The sequence below is a fragment of the Mesobacillus harenae genome, assembly GCF_013343715.1.
GTDB classification, from domain to species: Bacteria; Bacillota; Bacilli; order Bacillales; family Cytobacillaceae; genus Mesobacillus_A; species Mesobacillus_A harenae.
Genome location: NZ_JABUNR010000020.1, coordinates 43,360 through 59,081, shown reverse-complemented (window position 1 = coordinate 59,081; position 15,722 = coordinate 43,360). Strand labels below are relative to the sequence as shown.

Below are 15,722 nucleotides of genomic sequence, written 5' to 3'. Positions count from 1 at the left end.
ATTTCAAGTTAGTTTTTATGCTTAAAAATTAAAATGCAGGACATGCTCTTAAATCGCCTTGCCAAAGTTAGGCCAAGTTATACTTTAATGGTTTTAATTACCAATTTAGTGATTAGGATCTTAATGGCTTTCTAGTCGAAGGTCCAGATTTCATATCTTCGCCAAGAAGCTCAAAGAATTCTTCATTCCCTTTTGTCTGGCGCAAGCGCTTCAAGAACTTTTCTGCGAAGTCATGCGAATCGGACATGGTTTTGCGAATAGCCCATAGCTTATCAAGATGTGACTTTGGAATAAGAAGCTCTTCTTTTCGGGTTCCTGAGCGGCGGATATCGATTGCCGGAAAAATACGGCGTTCTGCCAAAGACCGGTCCAGATGAAGTTCCATATTCCCAGTTCCTTTAAATTCTTCATAAATAACATCGTCCATTCTTGATCCCGTTTCAACAAGGGCTGTTGCAAGAATGGTAAGCGATCCGCCTTCTTCAATATTTCTGGCAGCCCCAAAGAAACGCTTAGGCCGATGGAATGCGGCTGGGTCTATACCGCCAGACAAAGTCCGTCCGCTTGGAGGGATAACTAGGTTATAGGCTCTGGCTAAACGAGTAATGCTGTCCATCAAGATAATCACATCACGCTTATGCTCAACCAGGCGCATTGCACGCTCAAGGACAAGCTCAGCTACTTTAATGTGATTTTCAGGAACCTCATCAAACGTCGAACTTACGACATCTCCTGCAACTGACCGCTCTATGTCGGTTACTTCTTCAGGACGTTCATCAATGAGGAGAACAATCAGCTCTGCTTCAGGATGGTTTGTCGTAATGCTGTTGGCGATTTCCTTTAATAGCATCGTTTTACCTGCCTTAGGAGGTGCGACGATTAAGCCGCGCTGTCCAAACCCAACGGGGGCAATAACGTCCATAATCCTTGTAGACAAGTTTCTTTGAGCAGTTTCTAGAGGAATAAGGCGGTCGGGGTACAGTGGCGTTAACGCCGGGAAATGAACACGGTCCTTAGCCGACTCCGGATTATCTCCATTAACCGCTTCAACCTGGAGCAGTCCGAAATAACGCTCATTTTCCTTGGGAGGACGGACTTTTCCGGAAACCTTATCCCCGTTCCGCAAGTCAAAACGGCGGATCTGTGAAGCGGAAATATAAATATCTTCCGAACTAGGTGAATAATTAATTGGGCGCAGGAAGCCGAAGCCTTCTGATTGAATAATTTCAAGAACACCTTCCATAAAAAAATAACCCTGCTGCTCGGCACGAGCTTTTAAGATGGAAAAAATAAGTTCTTTTTTTGTCAGTTTGCTGTAATATGAAACCTTGTATTCACGGGCAAGTTCATACAGCTCTTTTAATTTCATATTTTCTAAGCTTGAAATATTTAGTTCCATTATGTCACCACACTTTATTAATTGTTCTTATTCCTCCGGCAATGCTTATTCATGTATGAATGGAAAGTAGATAGAATCACCAATGAAGAATGCTAGAAGGATTAAGGGAAAGATTTATGCAATTTGTTTTGGGCAAATTGGCAGATTGAAAAACAATTTCTATTTTACCCTTTAGTTGAAAAATTAATCAACTTTAAAGTCAATTAGCTCGGAAATGTTCATTTTGAGGATGATAAGCAAAGGCTCCCTTTTTACTATTTAAGGAAAAAAGGGAGCAAGCTTATGGCAGAATTAAGGTTTGAATACCAAGTTTGGTTTCTTTTTCAGGCTGTGCCGTCCATCAACAAATCGGACAGTGCCTGATTTCGCACGCATGACAATAGAATGAGTTTGTCCATACGAACCTTTGAATTGCACACCTTTTAAAAGCTCCCCATCTGTAACGCCGGTAGCGGCAAAAATAGCGTCGTCGCCCCTGACTAAATCCTCCATGAGCAAGATCTTATTTACATCGAGGCCCATCTTTTGGCAGCGAATCAGTTCTTCGTCGTTTTGAGGAATCAGTTTCCCTTGGATTTCTCCGCCAAGGCATTTAAGGGCTACTGCCGCAAGAACTCCTTCGGGCGCTCCGCCGGAACCAAATAAGATATCTACTCCGGTCGTGTCAAAAGCCGTATTGATAGCCCCAGCCACATCTCCATCATTGATCAGCTTGATTCGCGCGCCAGCTTCCCGAAGCTGCGAAATGATGTGGGCATGACGCTCACGGTTTAGCACTGTTGCAACAACATCTTCAATATCTTTGTTTTTCGCTTTAGCAACTGCTTTTAGGTTATCAAGAACCGACGCGTTAATATCGACCAGCCCAACTGCCTCTGGTCCGACCGCAATTTTATCCATATACATATCAGGGGCATGAAGTAAGTTGCCATTATCTGCGATAGCTAAGACAGCTAAGGCATTCCAGCCGCCCGAAGCGACAATATTGGTTCCTTCAAGCGGATCAACGGCAACATCCACACGAGGTCCGTAGCCTGTACCAAGCTTTTCCCCGATATAAAGCATCGGAGCTTCATCCATTTCTCCTTCACCAATGACTACTTTGCCCTTCATTGGAATTGTATCGAAAACATCTCTCATGGCTGAGGTTGCTGCATCATCGGCTTCTTCTTTTTTTCCACGGCCCATCCAGCGTGCAGAAGCAAGTGCAGCTGCTTCTGTTACACGGACTAGCTCCATTGTTAAGCTTCTTTCCATCGGTTACTCTCCCCCATGTTTCCTGTTTCCAGAAGTACGAATCTATCTTACTGGTTAGGCGTTTTCTACCTGTTCCTGTTCTTCTTGATTCAGTTTTTCGCGCCAGACCGTTGCACCTAGGCCGGTTAATTTTTCAACCAAATGGCTGTAGCCTCTGTCAATATGCTCTAGCCCTGTGATTTCAGTGATTCCTTCTGCCATCAAACCGGCAATTACTAGAGCTGCCCCTGCTCTTAGATCGCTTGCTTTTACTTTTGCTCCCTGAAGCTGAACAGGACCGCTAACGATCGCAGATCTGCCCTCTACTTTTATATTGGCATTCATCCGTCTTAATTCATCAATATGCTTAAAACGGGCACCATAAATAGTATCGGTGACTACGCTCGATCCGGATGCTTTCGTCAACAGGGCAGTAAATGGCTGCTGAAGATCGGTCGGGAATCCGGGATAGACCAAGGTTTTGATATCGACAGATTTGTATACAGGGGCTGGGCCAACAAATATTTGATCATCTGCTGCCTCTACCTGGACACCTACCTCAGAAAGCTTGGCAATCAGTGATTCCAAATGCTGAGGAATGACATTATCAAGCAGGATGCCGTCTCCAATTGCAGCTGCGAGGATCATGTATGTGCCTGCTTCGATTCTGTCCGGTATGATCGTGTGGCGGCAGCCGTGAAGTTCATCAACACCGTCAATTCGGATAACATCTGTTCCGGCGCCTTTAATTTTAGCTCCCATATTGGTAAGGAGCGTAGCAACATCAATAATCTCAGGCTCTTTGGCAGCGTTCTCAATCACCGTACGGCCTTTAGCCCTTACAGCTGCAAGCATTATGTTGATTGTCGCACCAACGCTGACCACATCCAGATAGATTCTGGCCCCGCGCAGCTCATCTGCTCGGAGGTAAATCGCGCCTTGCTCATTGGTAACCTTCGCACCTAGCGCTTCAAAACCTTTAATATGCTGATCAATCGGGCGAGGACCTAAATAACAGCCTCCTGGCAATCCAATTGCTGCTTTCTTAAAGCGTCCAAGCATCGCTCCCATTAGGTAATAAGAGGCCCTCAACTTTTTAACTTTACCATTAGGCATTGGCATGGAAATCATTTGAGACGGATCCACCGTCATTTCGTTATTCGAAAGCTCAACTGTTCCGCCAATTTCTTCCATTATGCTTTTTAAAATATGGACATCCGAAATTTCGGGCAATCCTTCTATTGTCACTGGTGATTCGGCCAAAATGGTAGCAGGGATAAGTGCCACTGCGCTGTTTTTTGCACCGCTGATACGAACAGTGCCTTTTAAAGGATAACCGCCTGCAATCTTAAGCTTTTCCATGTGTAACTCCCTTCTAAGCCGTGATGTTTTATGGTCCACTTCCCGCTGGCGAACTAGCAATAAGTTTTGCCAAGCTTGTTCCAAGATATAAGCTGCTTTCTAAAAGATTCGGAACCTTTTGAAAGAGTTATGATGGACTTGGCATCATGATGGTCCAGCTGAGGATGCTTCCTGTGAAGGCGCTTCCGCAATGCCTTTAAGTAAGCTGGATTTTTAAACGATGCAGCAGCTCAGACCGAAAAAGGCTTGTCTAAAATACTTTAAAGTCAGCCCGAATAATCTTCGGGCTGTATTGGCTATCGTTTGGATATAGATTAGGAATAGTTTACCAACGTAAAATTCGCACTATGAAATCTTTCTATCCTATTAGTTTACACGAAGTTTTAGTATTCATGTAGTAAAACTCATAAATTTTGTCAATTTAGAAGAGCAAAACTAGCCTGTGAAACCTGCTAGCGGGCATTCCAATCTGCGAGGAATGCCTCGATTCCCTTGTCTGTAAGCGGATGGTTAAACAACTGCATGATTACTTTCAATGGTACAGTTGCAATATCAGCACCTCGTAATGCAGCATCTGTTACATGCTGAGGATGACGGATTGAGGCTGCAATGATTTCTGTTTCTATCCCGTGGACAGCAAAAATTTCATTGATTGTAGAAATTAATTCTAATCCATTATGGCCGATATCGTCCAGACGGCCCACAAACGGCGAAACGTATGTGGCCCCAGCTCTTGCAGCAAGCAATGCTTGGTTTGCGCTAAAGATCAGGGTTACATTTGTCTTAATTCCTTCTTTTGCAAATGTGTTTACTGCTTTAAGACCATCCGGGGTCATCGGAACTTTTACTGTAATGTTTGGAGCTATTTTGGCCAATTCACGGCCTTCTTTTATCATACCCTCAGCATCAAGTGCAATAACTTCGGCACTGACAGATCCTGAGACAAGCTCAGTGATTTCGCGCAGGCGGTCATGGAAGGAAACATTTTTTTCTTTAGCAACGAGAGAAGGATTTGTAGTCACTCCTGATAGGACTCCTAAGGCATGGGCTTCACGGATTTCATCTAAATTAGCTGTATCAATAAAAAATTTCATTATAAAAACGCCTCCATTCGACAAAATTTTTAGAATTATGTAAAGCAATGAAAACCGCCATGGGAGGCGGTTCTCAACTTTTTAAAGTAATAGTAGGATTTACGCTCTGCCTGCAGAACCAAATTCACGCATTTTGCCTGCAACTGTTTTTTTGATTGCATCACGAGCAGGTCCAAGATATTTACGTGGATCATACTCATCAGGCTTAGCTGCAAGAACTTCGCGAACCGTTTTTGCAGAAGCAATTTGGTTTTCAGTATTCACGTTGATTTTTGCTGTCCCAAACGAGATGGACTTTTGGATATCCTTTGTTGGGATTCCAGTACCGCCGTGAAGTACTAACGGAACTCCTGTAGCAGCACCGATTTCTTCCATTTCTTTAAACCCAAGGTTTGGTTCACCTTTATAAGGGCCGTGGACAGATCCTAAAGCTGGTGCAAGGCAGTCAATACCTGTACGAGTAACAAGCTCTTGACATTCTTTTGGATCAGCATAAATAACGCCATCCGCAATCACATCATCTTCCTGCCCGCCTACAACGCCTAGCTCTGCTTCAACCGAAACGCCCTTTGAATGAGCATATTCGACCACTTTAGAAGTTGTTTCGATATTCTCTTCAAAAGGATGGTGAGAAGCATCAATCATAACGGAAGTGAAGCCAGCATCAATTGCTTCTTTACATTTATCATAGCTTGAACCGTGGTCCAAGTGAATTGCAACTGGAACGGTTGTCTTATAATCCAGCATTAATCCTTTGACCATGTGGACAACAGTAGTGAATCCGCCCATATAACGTGCAGCACCCTCTGAAACCCCAAGGATCACTGGTGACTTTTCTTCTTCAGCTGCCTGAAGGATAGCCTGTGTAAATTCAAGGTTATTCAAATTAAATTGCCCAACTGCATAACCTTCGGATTTTGCTTTATTCAACATATCTGTCATTGAAACTAAAGGCATAACATTTCCTCCTTAAATAAGAATCATCTTCTTTGACATGGCTTCCATTAAAAGGATTTCCTTCTCAGCTCTTGATTATGTACCCGAAAAACTGCCAGCCAAAACGAGAGATGTTCCTGTGGAATTCACTAGTTATCATACCAAAAGAAAAACAGAAATGCTATTTATCAAGCAAGGTTTTTGCCAATAACACCAGACTGTAACAAAGCAAGCGCTATCATTCAATTCACCTTACTCATAATGAGCAATTGTAGAAAAAGTCAAAATCAACACGGCATTTAGACAGCTGGTTTAAAAAGCCCCCTCTTTCCTCAAGGGAAGGGGGACTTGGATTATGTATTAATATACGGCCTGTGAATATTTCTTAACAGCCGCTCTTATATCATCAATGTCAAACGGCTTTGCAAAATGGGTAATCGCTCCAAGGTCCATTGCTTCCTGGATCATATCAAGTTCCCCATAAGCAGTCATGATAATAACGCGAATATCCTGATCGATGACTTTCATTCTTTTTAAGATTTCAATTCCATCCATGCCAGGAATTTTCATATCCAGCAGAACAAGGTCGGGAGAATGTTTTTTCAAAATATCAAGTGCCTGTACTCCGTTTGCCGCCTGGAAAGTTTTATAACCTTCCTTTTGTAAAACTTCATTGAGCAATATTCGAATCCCAAACTGATCATCAACAATTAAGATCTTTTCCTCCATGAAGCACCTCTTCTCTTTCAAATTATGTTATTTGGAATGCTGATATTTTGTCTTATAGATAGATATTCGCCCAATCGATCAAAATTCCTGCTATCTTGGTAAGCAAAATATTTTTGCATACGACTTTTATCTGAGGACCCGAGTCGGATATAATCACGTTAGGAGGCGAAACAACATGTTAAAAATGTTTTCTACGCAGGTAGCTGGTTTGTTCAAGCGGATTTCCGAGCGTGAGGAGCTCGCAATTGAAGACGGTGCGCGGCTCCTTGCACAAGCAGCTGCAGGTGAAGGATCTATCTATATATATGGAATTAACGAGATGTCAGCTATTCAGTTCGAAGCCGAAAACGGGCAGGAAATACTGACTTCTGCAAAAGCAGCGGACAGCATAAGTGTTCTGAGCTTGGTTAGTGATGCCGATCGTGCTTTGATCGTTTCCAGATTCTCGACTGATCCTGAAGCCGTAGCCGCAGCAAGGCTTTTGGTTGAAAAGGGCATTTCATTTGTTGGGATTTCGACCGTAATCCCGGATAGCGATGATGACTTGAGTTCACTTGCTGATGTACATATAAATCTGGGTTTAACGAAAGGGCTTTTGCCGGATGAACAAGGTGGCAGAGTTGGATTTCCCACTTCTATGGCCGCATTATTTGTTTACTATGCGCTCCGCTTTACGATCGATGAAATCCTAGAAGAATATGAATGATAATATCTTCTAAATTAAATAGGCGAAATTATGAGTTATAAGGAGTCTGCACGGCTTTTTTATAACTCTTTTTTTAAAGTGGCCAAAGATTTTTTCTTGTGGATGAACTAATCATTTATGGTAAATATTTTTATGAAAACTATTTCCCCGGCTATATTTCCCGAATTTTATAACAAATTCTGAAAAGGAGAACCTGATTTGAGGATGTTCGAGATTTGACATCCTGCTGTCTTTTCATCTAAATATTCTGTTAATAAGTAGACAATAAATATTGGGATATTGTCTTTTTTCATTTTTAAAAGAGGCTAGATCCTTTGTTACCACTAGGTTCTTTGCCCATATAATATTATCCACAAAGTTATCCACAGCCTTTTATGCCTTATATTAAAAAACGACTTATCCACATGTGGGTAAGTCGTTTTTTGACAGTCGGCTTCGCTTTACGTTATTGTCTAGCTCCGCCTCCTAGAAACTCGGGTAACTTCGGTTCCTCCTTCAGAAGCACAATACGCTTCTTTGTCGGACCCTCCAGTTTCCGTGTTTCTGGGCAGTCGGCTTCGCTTTTCTTATTCCGCGTTCATTTTTAGTGAGATTTCTACAAAGTCTCTGAAAAGTGGCTGCGGACGGGTTGGTCTTGATGTGAATTCTGGATGGAACTGTGATGCAACGAACCAAGGGTGGTCTTCTAGCTCAATGATTTCAACTAGGCGGCCGTCTGGGCTTGTCCCTGAGAAGATGAAGCCTGCTTCTTCCATCTCTTGGCGATACTGGTTGTTAAATTCGTAGCGGTGGCGATGGCGCTCATAAATGACTCCATCTTTGTAAGCATTATGGGCTTTCGAATTCTCTTGGAGCTTACATGGGAATAGTCCTAGACGAAGGGTACCGCCTAAATCTTCAATATCTTTTTGCTCAGGTAAAAGGTCAATTACTGGGTAGCTAGTATTAGGATCGATTTCTGCAGAATGAGCGCCTTTATAGCCCAAGACATTTCTTGCATATTCGACTGATGCTAGCTGCATCCCTAGGCAAATACCGAAGAACGGTTTTTTCTGTTCACGAGCGTATTTGATTGCAGACAGCTTTCCTTCAATCCCTCTGTCACCAAATCCACCTGGAACAAGAATTCCATCAACATCACTTAACAATGTATCAACGTTTTCTTCGGTTACTTCTTCAGAGTTAACCCATTTTATTTGGACATCAGCATCAAATGCATAGCCGGCATGTTTTAATGATTCTACGATAGAAATATACGCATCCTGAAGCTCAACATACTTACCAACTAGTGCGATACGCGTTGATTTAGTCAGGTGGGTCACTCGCTCAACAAGTTCTGTCCACTCTGTCATGTCTGCTTTATTGCATTGCAGCTTCAAGTGATCACAAACGATTGTATCCATGTTCTGGTCCTGAAGAGCCAGCGGAATGGAATAAAGTGTTTCCGCATCTCTGGCTTCAATAACCGCCTTAGGATCTATATCACAAAATAGTGCAATTTTATCCTTCATATCTTCAGAAATGGCTGTTTCTGTCCGAACAACAATAATGTTAGGCTGGATACCAAGACTGCGAAGCTCTTTTACACTGTGCTGGGTCGGCTTCGTTTTCATTTCTCCAGCTGCCTTGATATAAGGAACGAGCGTACAATGTATGTACATAACATTATCACGGCCAATGTCACTCTTGATTTGACGGATTGCCTCCAGGAAAGGAAGAGATTCGATATCACCAACTGTACCGCCTATTTCGGTAATGACGATATCCGCGCCTGTTTCGCGGCCAGCACGAAATACACGGTCTTTAATTTCATTCGTAATGTGGGGAATAACCTGAACCGTTCCGCCAAGGTAATCTCCACGACGTTCTTTTCTCAGTACAGTGGAATAAATTTTCCCTGTTGTTACATTGCTATATTTATTGAGATTGATATCAATAAAACGCTCATAGTGGCCTAGATCAAGATCCGTTTCCGCACCGTCATCCGTTACGAAAACCTCTCCGTGCTGGTATGGACTCATCGTTCCTGGATCCACGTTAATGTAAGGATCAAACTTTTGAATCGTTACCTTTAATCCTCTATTTTTTAATAACCTTCCTAGGGATGCTGCCGTAATCCCTTTACCAAGTGACGATACTACGCCGCCCGTAACAAAGATATACTTTGTCATGATTGAATTCCCCCTCTTTCAACAGTTTGTGCTATTTTTGACTTGTTTACCGACTTTTTACTAAATTTTTTACCCGGAGGATATCAGTTATCTTATCCTAATATAAAATAAAAAAAACGCTCCGCCTGTGATAGGGGAGCGTTTTATACGCATTTTATAAGACCGTCCTTTTTTAAGGAGCCCAAAAATGATTCTACAATCCGGTCTATTAAAAGTCAAGCTGTTTATTAATCTTTGTCGATGTCTTCTTCGAGGTCTTCGTCTTCTTCAAGATCTTCATCTTCAAGGTCTAAATCCTCGTCTTCATCCAGATCTTCATCCAGATCTACATCGTCTTCGAGGTCATCTTCGAGGTCATCTCCAATAACATCATCATCTTCATCATCGAAGTCATCATCATCGTCGAAATCAAGTTCGTCTTCATCAAGCTCATCGTAATCTTCCAGATCAAGATCTTCCTCGTCAACAACCTTTTTCTTAGCCTTTTTCTTCTTTTTCGGTTTAATCGTGTTTACATTATCCTCTTCCATTTGGTCAACTGGATACCAGACACGCAATCCCCACCGATTATCCCCAAGAGACATAAAACGCCCATCTATGTTTAGGTCCGTGTATAACTGAACCATTCTCTCGTTTGCTGTACTGCCAAGCTTAACTAGCTTTTTGATTTCATCCATTATTTCTTTGAAAGATAAAGCCTGTTTTTTCTCTGCTAGTAAATCAAACGCTAGGTCAATCAGCGCCATCTCTTTCAGCTGCGCTTTAGAATATTCATTTAAACTCAACCTTCGCACTTCCTTTCTCTATTTCACATTCTTTTTCGGCAGATTGCACGAAAACAGAATCCTTCTATGAGAATGCATATTCTTCATTATAAACAAATTTTTCCCGTTTATGCTAGTTTTATCTAGCGCCACTCTATCTTTTTTCAGGAGTATCCGCCTTTTCCGAGCCATTTTCGTCATCCGGTGTGGTCCTTTTGGATAGCTGATGCCGGGCAAGTGCGAAGAAAAATACCGACAAAATGAAAAATGAGATGGCACCAAGCTGTCGCTGATATAAGTAATAGAGTCCAGCAGCTATCCCAATTACTATAATATAAGTAAGTATATTTTTCACTTTGCCCACTTCCTGTCTTGAAGTTAAATTCATTTAGAGTCAACAGTTCCATTTTTACTATGATTATATAGAAAAAACAAGATATTTGTATGCAAAATTTTAAATTTAGTAAAAAAATGGCCTATAGGATCACCTATAAGCCACTTCAACTGTTTTTCATCTAGCTTACATATTACATATTACATATTCCTGCGGTACTGACCTCCGACTTCATATAAGGCCCGAGTGATTTGTCCCAAACTGGCAGACTTTACTGCTTCCATCAATTCCGCAAAAATATTCCCGCCACTCATGGCTGTTTCTTTCAATCGTCTTAATGCTTCTTCATTCTTATCCTGATGCCGTGACTTGAAAGCCTCCAAATTATGAATTTGGGTGTCTTTTTCCTCTTTAGTTGCCCTGGCGATCTCCATTGAGTTTAAGTCTTCCTCAGAGGCCGGATTTGGATTCAGGTACGTGTTTACCCCAATGATCGGCAAGTCCCCGGAATGTTTTAGCATTTCATAATGCATGGATTCATCCTGGATTTTCCCCCGCTGATACTGGGTTTCCATTGCCCCTAGGACGCCGCCGCGGTCATTAATCCGTTCAAATTCCTGGAGCACTGCCTCTTCGACAAGATCTGTCAGTTCATCAATTATAAAAGCTCCCTGGAGCGGGTTTTCATTCTTGGTAAGGCCATGTTCTTTCGTAATAATCATCTGTATAGCCATTGCACGTCTAACGGATTCCTCAGTTGGTGTCGTAATTGCCTCATCATATGCATTAGTATGGAGAGAATTACAATTATCGTGGAGGGCCATAAGTGCCTGTAATGTTGTCCGAATATCGTTAAAATCAATTTCTTGTGCATGCAGCGAACGTCCGGAAGTTTGGACATGATACTTAAGCTTCTGGCTTCGTTCGTTTCCATTGTATTTATTTTTCATAACTGTCGCCCATATACGGCGCGCGACCCGCCCTATTACCGTATACTCAGGGTCAAGTCCATTCGAGAGAAAGAAACTGAGATTAGGAGCAAAGTCATCGATATCCATTCCTCTGCTCAAGTAATATTCAACATACGTAAAACCGTTTGACAGTGTAAACGCCAGCTGGGAAATTGGGTTAGCGCCTGCTTCAGCAATATGATATCCGGATATGGAGACAGAATAATAATTCCGGACTTTTTGCTCAATAAAATATTGTTGAATATCCCCCATCATTCTTAAGGCAAACTCTGTAGAAAAAATACATGTATTCTGGCCTTGATCTTCTTTTAAAATATCAGCCTGAACAGTCCCCCTTACTGTTTGCAGGGTCATAGCCTTCACTTTTTCAAATTCTTCATCTGTTAGATCGCGGTCAAGTTCAGCCTGTTTTTTCTTTACTTGCTGCTCAATCGCTGTATTCATAAACATAGCCAGAATTATAGGTGCTGGCCCATTGATGGTCATGGAAACAGAAGTAGATGGATGACATAAATCAAATCCTGCATAAAGTTTTTTCATATCATCGAGCGTACAGACGCTGACTCCGCTTTCACCAACTTTGCCGTATATATCAGGCCGGTAATCTGGATCTTCTCCATAAAGAGTCACCGAATCAAATGCCGTGCTTAACCGTTTTGCACTATCATCCTTTGATAAGTAATGAAAACGGCGGTTCGTCCGCTCAGGAGTTCCCTCACCAGCAAATTGGCGTTTTGGATCCTCACCTTCCCGCTTGAATGGAAATACTCCTGCAGTGTATGGAAAGGCACCAGGAACATTTTCTTTGTAAACCCAATTAACGATTTCGCCATAGTCCTTATACCTAGGTAAGGCAACCTTTGGGATATCTAATCCTGATAAACTTTTTGTCTTTAAGGTAGTCACTATTTCTTTATCTCTAATTTTAGTTACAAATTGGTCCGCTGCATATTTTTCTTTTAAATCAGACCAGCCGGCAAGAATCTTTTGGGTAGTAGGTGACAGCTGGCTTTCAAGTTCGTGCTTTAATGTCTCAAGTGATTGCAGGAAAGCCCCATCTGGATCACGCTCTTTAACCATAGCGATTGTTCCATCAATCTGGAATAAGCGGCGGGCCAAATCGGCCTCAGCTTCAGCCATCCTATGATGATTTCGAACCGCCTCTGCAATTTCTCGTAAATAATAGCGGCGGTCATTCGGAATAATCACATTTTGCTTTTCAACAACGGCATCTGTTGTAAAAGATGTTGTCCAGTCCGTTTCAGTTTTTTCATTAATCGCGTTAACCAGTGCCGCAAACAAAGAATTGGTTCCTGGATCATTAAACTGGCTAGCAATCGTTCCGTAGACTGGCATCGTGTCAATATCCTGGTCAAACAGCATATGGCTGCGCTGGTATTGCTTTTGCACCTGGCGCTTTGCATCTTCTGAGCCTTTTCGTTCAAACTTATTAATGACAATCAAATCAGCAAAATCTATCATATCTATCTTTTCCAGTTGGGAAGGTGCTCCAAATTCACTCGTCATAATATAAAGAGATACATCACAAATCTCGGTGATTTCTGCATCTCCCTGTCCGATTCCGCTCGTTTCAACGATGATGAGGTCATAGCCCGCTGCCTTCATTACCGCAATTGCATCTTTGATAGCGAGTGAAAGTTCTGTTTTTGATCCGCGGGTAGCCAAGCTTCTCATAAAAACGCGCGGTGAAAAAATCGCATTCATACGGATTCTGTCACCAAGCAAAGCGCCGCCAGTTTTCTGTTTTGTAGGGTCAATGGACAACACAGCTACTTTTTTCTCTGGAACTTCATTAATAAATCGACGAATTAACTCGTCTGTAAGCGAGCTTTTACCCGCACCTCCCGTACCCGTAATTCCGATTACAGGAACATTGCGGGTAAGCGTCTTTATTTTTTCCATGACTAATCCTGCAGCTTCAGCTGTTTCCTTGTTGTCAGAAGCCTGGTTTTCCGCAAGGGTAATCAGGCCAGCCGCGGCCTTAACATTCCCTTGAAGAGAGTCCAAGCTAACCTGATCTTCAGGGTTAATAGTGGCGAAATCACACTCCTTAATCATCAGGCTAATCATTCCTTGTAAGCCGCGGATTCTGCCGTCTTCGGGGGAAAATATTCTCGCGATTCCGTATTCATGAAGCTCTTTTATTTCCCGTGGAATGATGACTCCTCCACCGCCTCCATATATACGGATATGGGAAGCTCCTTTTTCCTTTAAAAGATCGTACATATACTTAAAGTATTCGACATGGCCCCCCTGGTAGGATGAAATCGCAATGCCTTGAACATCTTCTTGTATTGCAGCATTTACAACCTCTTCGACTGAACGGTTGTGTCCAAGGTGGATCACTTCAGCTCCATTCGCCTGAAGTATTCTCCGCATAATATTAATGGAAGCATCGTGCCCGTCAAAAAGACTGGAAGCGGTTACAAAACGAATGTGATGCTTAGGTTTATACATCTGTGCCTTGCTCATTTTGGTTCCTCCTGTTCCTATTTCATTCAGGTCCCTTTATCCCCTTAAAAAGCAATGCTGTCTGAAGCTCGATGTATTCTTCAAGTGAATATATTTTTTGGAGCGCCCAACGGCGGAATCCCCACATTTGACCTTGGACGTAAATATTATGGGCCATTAGCTTTAGTTCTCTTTCATTTAAATCTAATTCGCCATTATCGACACATCTCTGGATTACTTCTTCTAAAATAGCAACCATTTCTAGTTCCTTTTTCAGCACATATGGAAGAGCATCCTTGGACAGGGATTTTGCCTCCTGGTACATGACAAGCACCTCATCCTGCATTTCATCCATAACCCTGAAGTAATAAGCGATAGCCAGCTTAAGGCTTTCAAGGGTTCCCTGGTTGGGAAGCTCCTTTTGAACCCGTTCCCGAACCTGATCATAAATGCTGTCACAGACGAGGTATAAAACATCTTCCTTTGTCCGGATATACTCATATAAGGTTCCGATACTAAAGCCTGCAGCCCTTGCAATCTCTCTTGTCGTCGTCCTATGAAAGCCTTTTTCTTTAAAAAGGTTCACAGCACCTTTGATCATCTGATTGCGCCGCTTATTAACGAGGCGCTCATCCTTAACTGACGCCTGCACTTCACGTTTTTTCATGATCTTCTCCTACCGCCTTGCTTAGCCCGGGCACCCTGCCAGAATGTAAAACAGTTTAGAGGCTGTTTTACATTCTAGCAACAGCACCAGGCCATGTTTATTCACACATCTTGAATAAAGTCTGTTTTCGTAATCTTTATTGTTATTTAAAAATGCAGTAGTTGATTTCCGCTTTAGATGCTCGCTTTCCGCAGGGCGGGCGGTGAGCCTCCTCGGCGCATTGGCGCCTGCGGGGTCTCGCCTGTCCGCTGATCCTGCAGGACATTGAAGAACTTCCTCGAGTAAGCCCACGCACGAAGGAAACGCGATAGCACAAGGAAAGCATCCGTGAATTTACATCGCACGAAATTATGCTATAGCATAATGAGGAGTTTCGAGGAGTCTCGCAGCTACCGCTCCAATCAACTTTTGGTTTCACAACTAATACAAAAACAACAATCTTTTAACAAAGAGCCATAAAGATTCTATTAGAGCTCAATATTAATAATACTCTCTTAGATTCGCTCGCTTGCAGCGCCTCCAGTTTGCTCGTTTCTGGACACTAAGGGAAGCTTCTAAGAGAATATGCTCCGCAGGAACAAGCTGTGCTTGTTCCGAGTCGGCTCCGCTTTTCTTTGTCCAGCTTCGCCTCCTAGGGGCTCGGGGTCATAAGCCAATCGCTTCGGAAGGCAAAGATCGCCTTCTGTCAGCGCTCGTCTTATGCCTGTCACCCCTGGACAGTCGGCTCCGCTTTTCTATTTGTCTAGCTTCAGCGCCTAGCTCCTCGAGTCGCTTCCGCTTTTCTATTTGTCCAGCTTCGCCTCCTAGAAACTCGGCAAACTTCAGCTCCTCCGACAGAAGCAAAGAGCGCTTCTTTGTCGGAGCCTCCAGTTTGCTCGTTT

12 protein-coding genes are annotated in these 15,722 nt (G+C 42.7%); 1 reads left to right on the top strand and 11 read right to left on the bottom strand.

Translation table 11 applies throughout. The features are described 5' to 3' along the window. Positions 1 to 112: 112 nt before the first annotated feature. From rho to HRJ06_RS20100, 6 genes are all read right to left on the bottom strand, one after another. Positions 113 to 1,399 carry a transcription termination factor Rho gene (rho, locus tag HRJ06_RS20125; RefSeq protein WP_197970048.1) on the bottom strand — a complete coding sequence of 429 codons (1,287 nt, stop codon included), beginning with the start codon at positions 1,397 to 1,399 and terminating at the stop codon, positions 113 to 115. Positions 1,400 to 1,690: 291 nt separating this feature from the next. Beyond that, positions 1,691 to 2,656, bottom strand: a complete 966-nt coding sequence (glpX, locus tag HRJ06_RS20120) for a class II fructose-bisphosphatase (protein WP_174734765.1) — start codon at positions 2,654 to 2,656, stop codon at positions 1,691 to 1,693. A gap of 54 nt (positions 2,657 to 2,710) precedes the next feature. Then, complete coding sequence (locus HRJ06_RS20115) at positions 2,711 to 3,997, bottom strand: UDP-N-acetylglucosamine 1-carboxyvinyltransferase (protein WP_174734764.1); 1,287 nt, start codon at positions 3,995 to 3,997, stop codon at positions 2,711 to 2,713. A 452-nt stretch (positions 3,998 to 4,449) separates the two neighbouring features. Further along, on the bottom strand, positions 4,450 to 5,091 hold the full coding sequence (fsa, locus tag HRJ06_RS20110; protein WP_174734763.1) for a fructose-6-phosphate aldolase: 642 nt from the start codon (positions 5,089 to 5,091) through the stop codon (positions 4,450 to 4,452). Between the two features lie 99 nt (positions 5,092 to 5,190). Next, positions 5,191 to 6,048, bottom strand: a complete 858-nt coding sequence (locus tag HRJ06_RS20105) for a class II fructose-bisphosphate aldolase (RefSeq protein WP_174734762.1) — start codon at positions 6,046 to 6,048, stop codon at positions 5,191 to 5,193. A 339-nt stretch (positions 6,049 to 6,387) separates the two neighbouring features. Further along, positions 6,388 to 6,756, bottom strand: a complete 369-nt coding sequence (locus HRJ06_RS20100) for a response regulator (protein ID WP_174734761.1) — start codon at positions 6,754 to 6,756, stop codon at positions 6,388 to 6,390. Between the two features lie 175 nt (positions 6,757 to 6,931). On the opposite strand from HRJ06_RS20100, the gene HRJ06_RS20095 reads away from it, so the two are divergent. Beyond that, positions 6,932 to 7,462 carry a DUF2529 domain-containing protein gene (locus HRJ06_RS20095; protein ID WP_174734760.1) on the top strand — a complete coding sequence of 177 codons (531 nt, stop codon included), beginning with the start codon at positions 6,932 to 6,934 and terminating at the stop codon, positions 7,460 to 7,462. 566 nt (positions 7,463 to 8,028) lie between these two features. Here the strand turns inward: HRJ06_RS20095 and HRJ06_RS20090 are convergent. From HRJ06_RS20090 to HRJ06_RS20070, 5 genes are all read right to left on the bottom strand, one after another. Continuing rightward, positions 8,029 to 9,633 (bottom strand): CTP synthase, encoded by a 1,605-nt coding sequence (locus HRJ06_RS20090; RefSeq protein ID WP_174734759.1) that lies wholly within the window; start codon positions 9,631 to 9,633, stop codon positions 8,029 to 8,031. 227 nt (positions 9,634 to 9,860) lie between these two features. Then, entirely contained in the window at positions 9,861 to 10,427 is a 567-nt protein-coding gene (gene rpoE / locus HRJ06_RS20085) for a DNA-directed RNA polymerase subunit delta (RefSeq protein ID WP_338421129.1), read from the bottom strand. A gap of 124 nt (positions 10,428 to 10,551) precedes the next feature. Next, on the bottom strand, positions 10,552 to 10,752 hold the full coding sequence (locus HRJ06_RS20080; RefSeq protein WP_174734757.1) for a hypothetical protein: 201 nt from the start codon (positions 10,750 to 10,752) through the stop codon (positions 10,552 to 10,554). A 179-nt stretch (positions 10,753 to 10,931) separates the two neighbouring features. Then, complete coding sequence (icmF, locus tag HRJ06_RS20075) at positions 10,932 to 14,195, bottom strand: fused isobutyryl-CoA mutase/GTPase IcmF (RefSeq protein ID WP_174734756.1); 3,264 nt, start codon at positions 14,193 to 14,195, stop codon at positions 10,932 to 10,934. 22 nt (positions 14,196 to 14,217) lie between these two features. Beyond that, the gene (locus HRJ06_RS20070) at positions 14,218 to 14,841 is read right to left on the bottom strand and encodes a TetR/AcrR family transcriptional regulator (RefSeq protein WP_174734755.1); all 624 of its coding nucleotides are present in this window, start codon (positions 14,839 to 14,841) and stop codon (positions 14,218 to 14,220) included. Positions 14,842 to 15,722: the final 881 nt, after the last annotated feature.

What these genes read in the sequence shown, in the direction of transcription:
- rho (WP_197970048.1), bottom strand. Translation starts at nt 1,399, where the DNA reads ATGGAACTAAATATTTCAAGCTTAGAAAATATGAAATTAAAAGAGCTG.
- glpX (WP_174734765.1), bottom strand. Translation starts at nt 2,656, where the DNA reads ATGGAAAGAAGCTTAACAATGGAGCTAGTCCGTGTAACAGAAGCAGCT.
- HRJ06_RS20115 (WP_174734764.1), bottom strand. Translation starts at nt 3,997, where the DNA reads ATGGAAAAGCTTAAGATTGCAGGCGGTTATCCTTTAAAAGGCACTGTT.
- fsa (WP_174734763.1), bottom strand. Translation starts at nt 5,091, where the DNA reads ATGAAATTTTTTATTGATACAGCTAATTTAGATGAAATCCGTGAAGCC.
- HRJ06_RS20105 (WP_174734762.1), bottom strand. Translation starts at nt 6,048, where the DNA reads ATGCCTTTAGTTTCAATGACAGATATGTTGAATAAAGCAAAATCCGAA.
- HRJ06_RS20100 (WP_174734761.1), bottom strand. Translation starts at nt 6,756, where the DNA reads ATGGAGGAAAAGATCTTAATTGTTGATGATCAGTTTGGGATTCGAATA.
- HRJ06_RS20095 (WP_174734760.1), top strand. Translation starts at nt 6,932, where the DNA reads ATGTTAAAAATGTTTTCTACGCAGGTAGCTGGTTTGTTCAAGCGGATT.
- HRJ06_RS20090 (WP_174734759.1), bottom strand. Translation starts at nt 9,633, where the DNA reads ATGACAAAGTATATCTTTGTTACGGGCGGCGTAGTATCGTCACTTGGT.
- icmF (WP_174734756.1), bottom strand. Translation starts at nt 14,195, where the DNA reads ATGAGCAAGGCACAGATGTATAAACCTAAGCATCACATTCGTTTTGTA.
- HRJ06_RS20070 (WP_174734755.1), bottom strand. Translation starts at nt 14,841, where the DNA reads ATGAAAAAACGTGAAGTGCAGGCGTCAGTTAAGGATGAGCGCCTCGTT.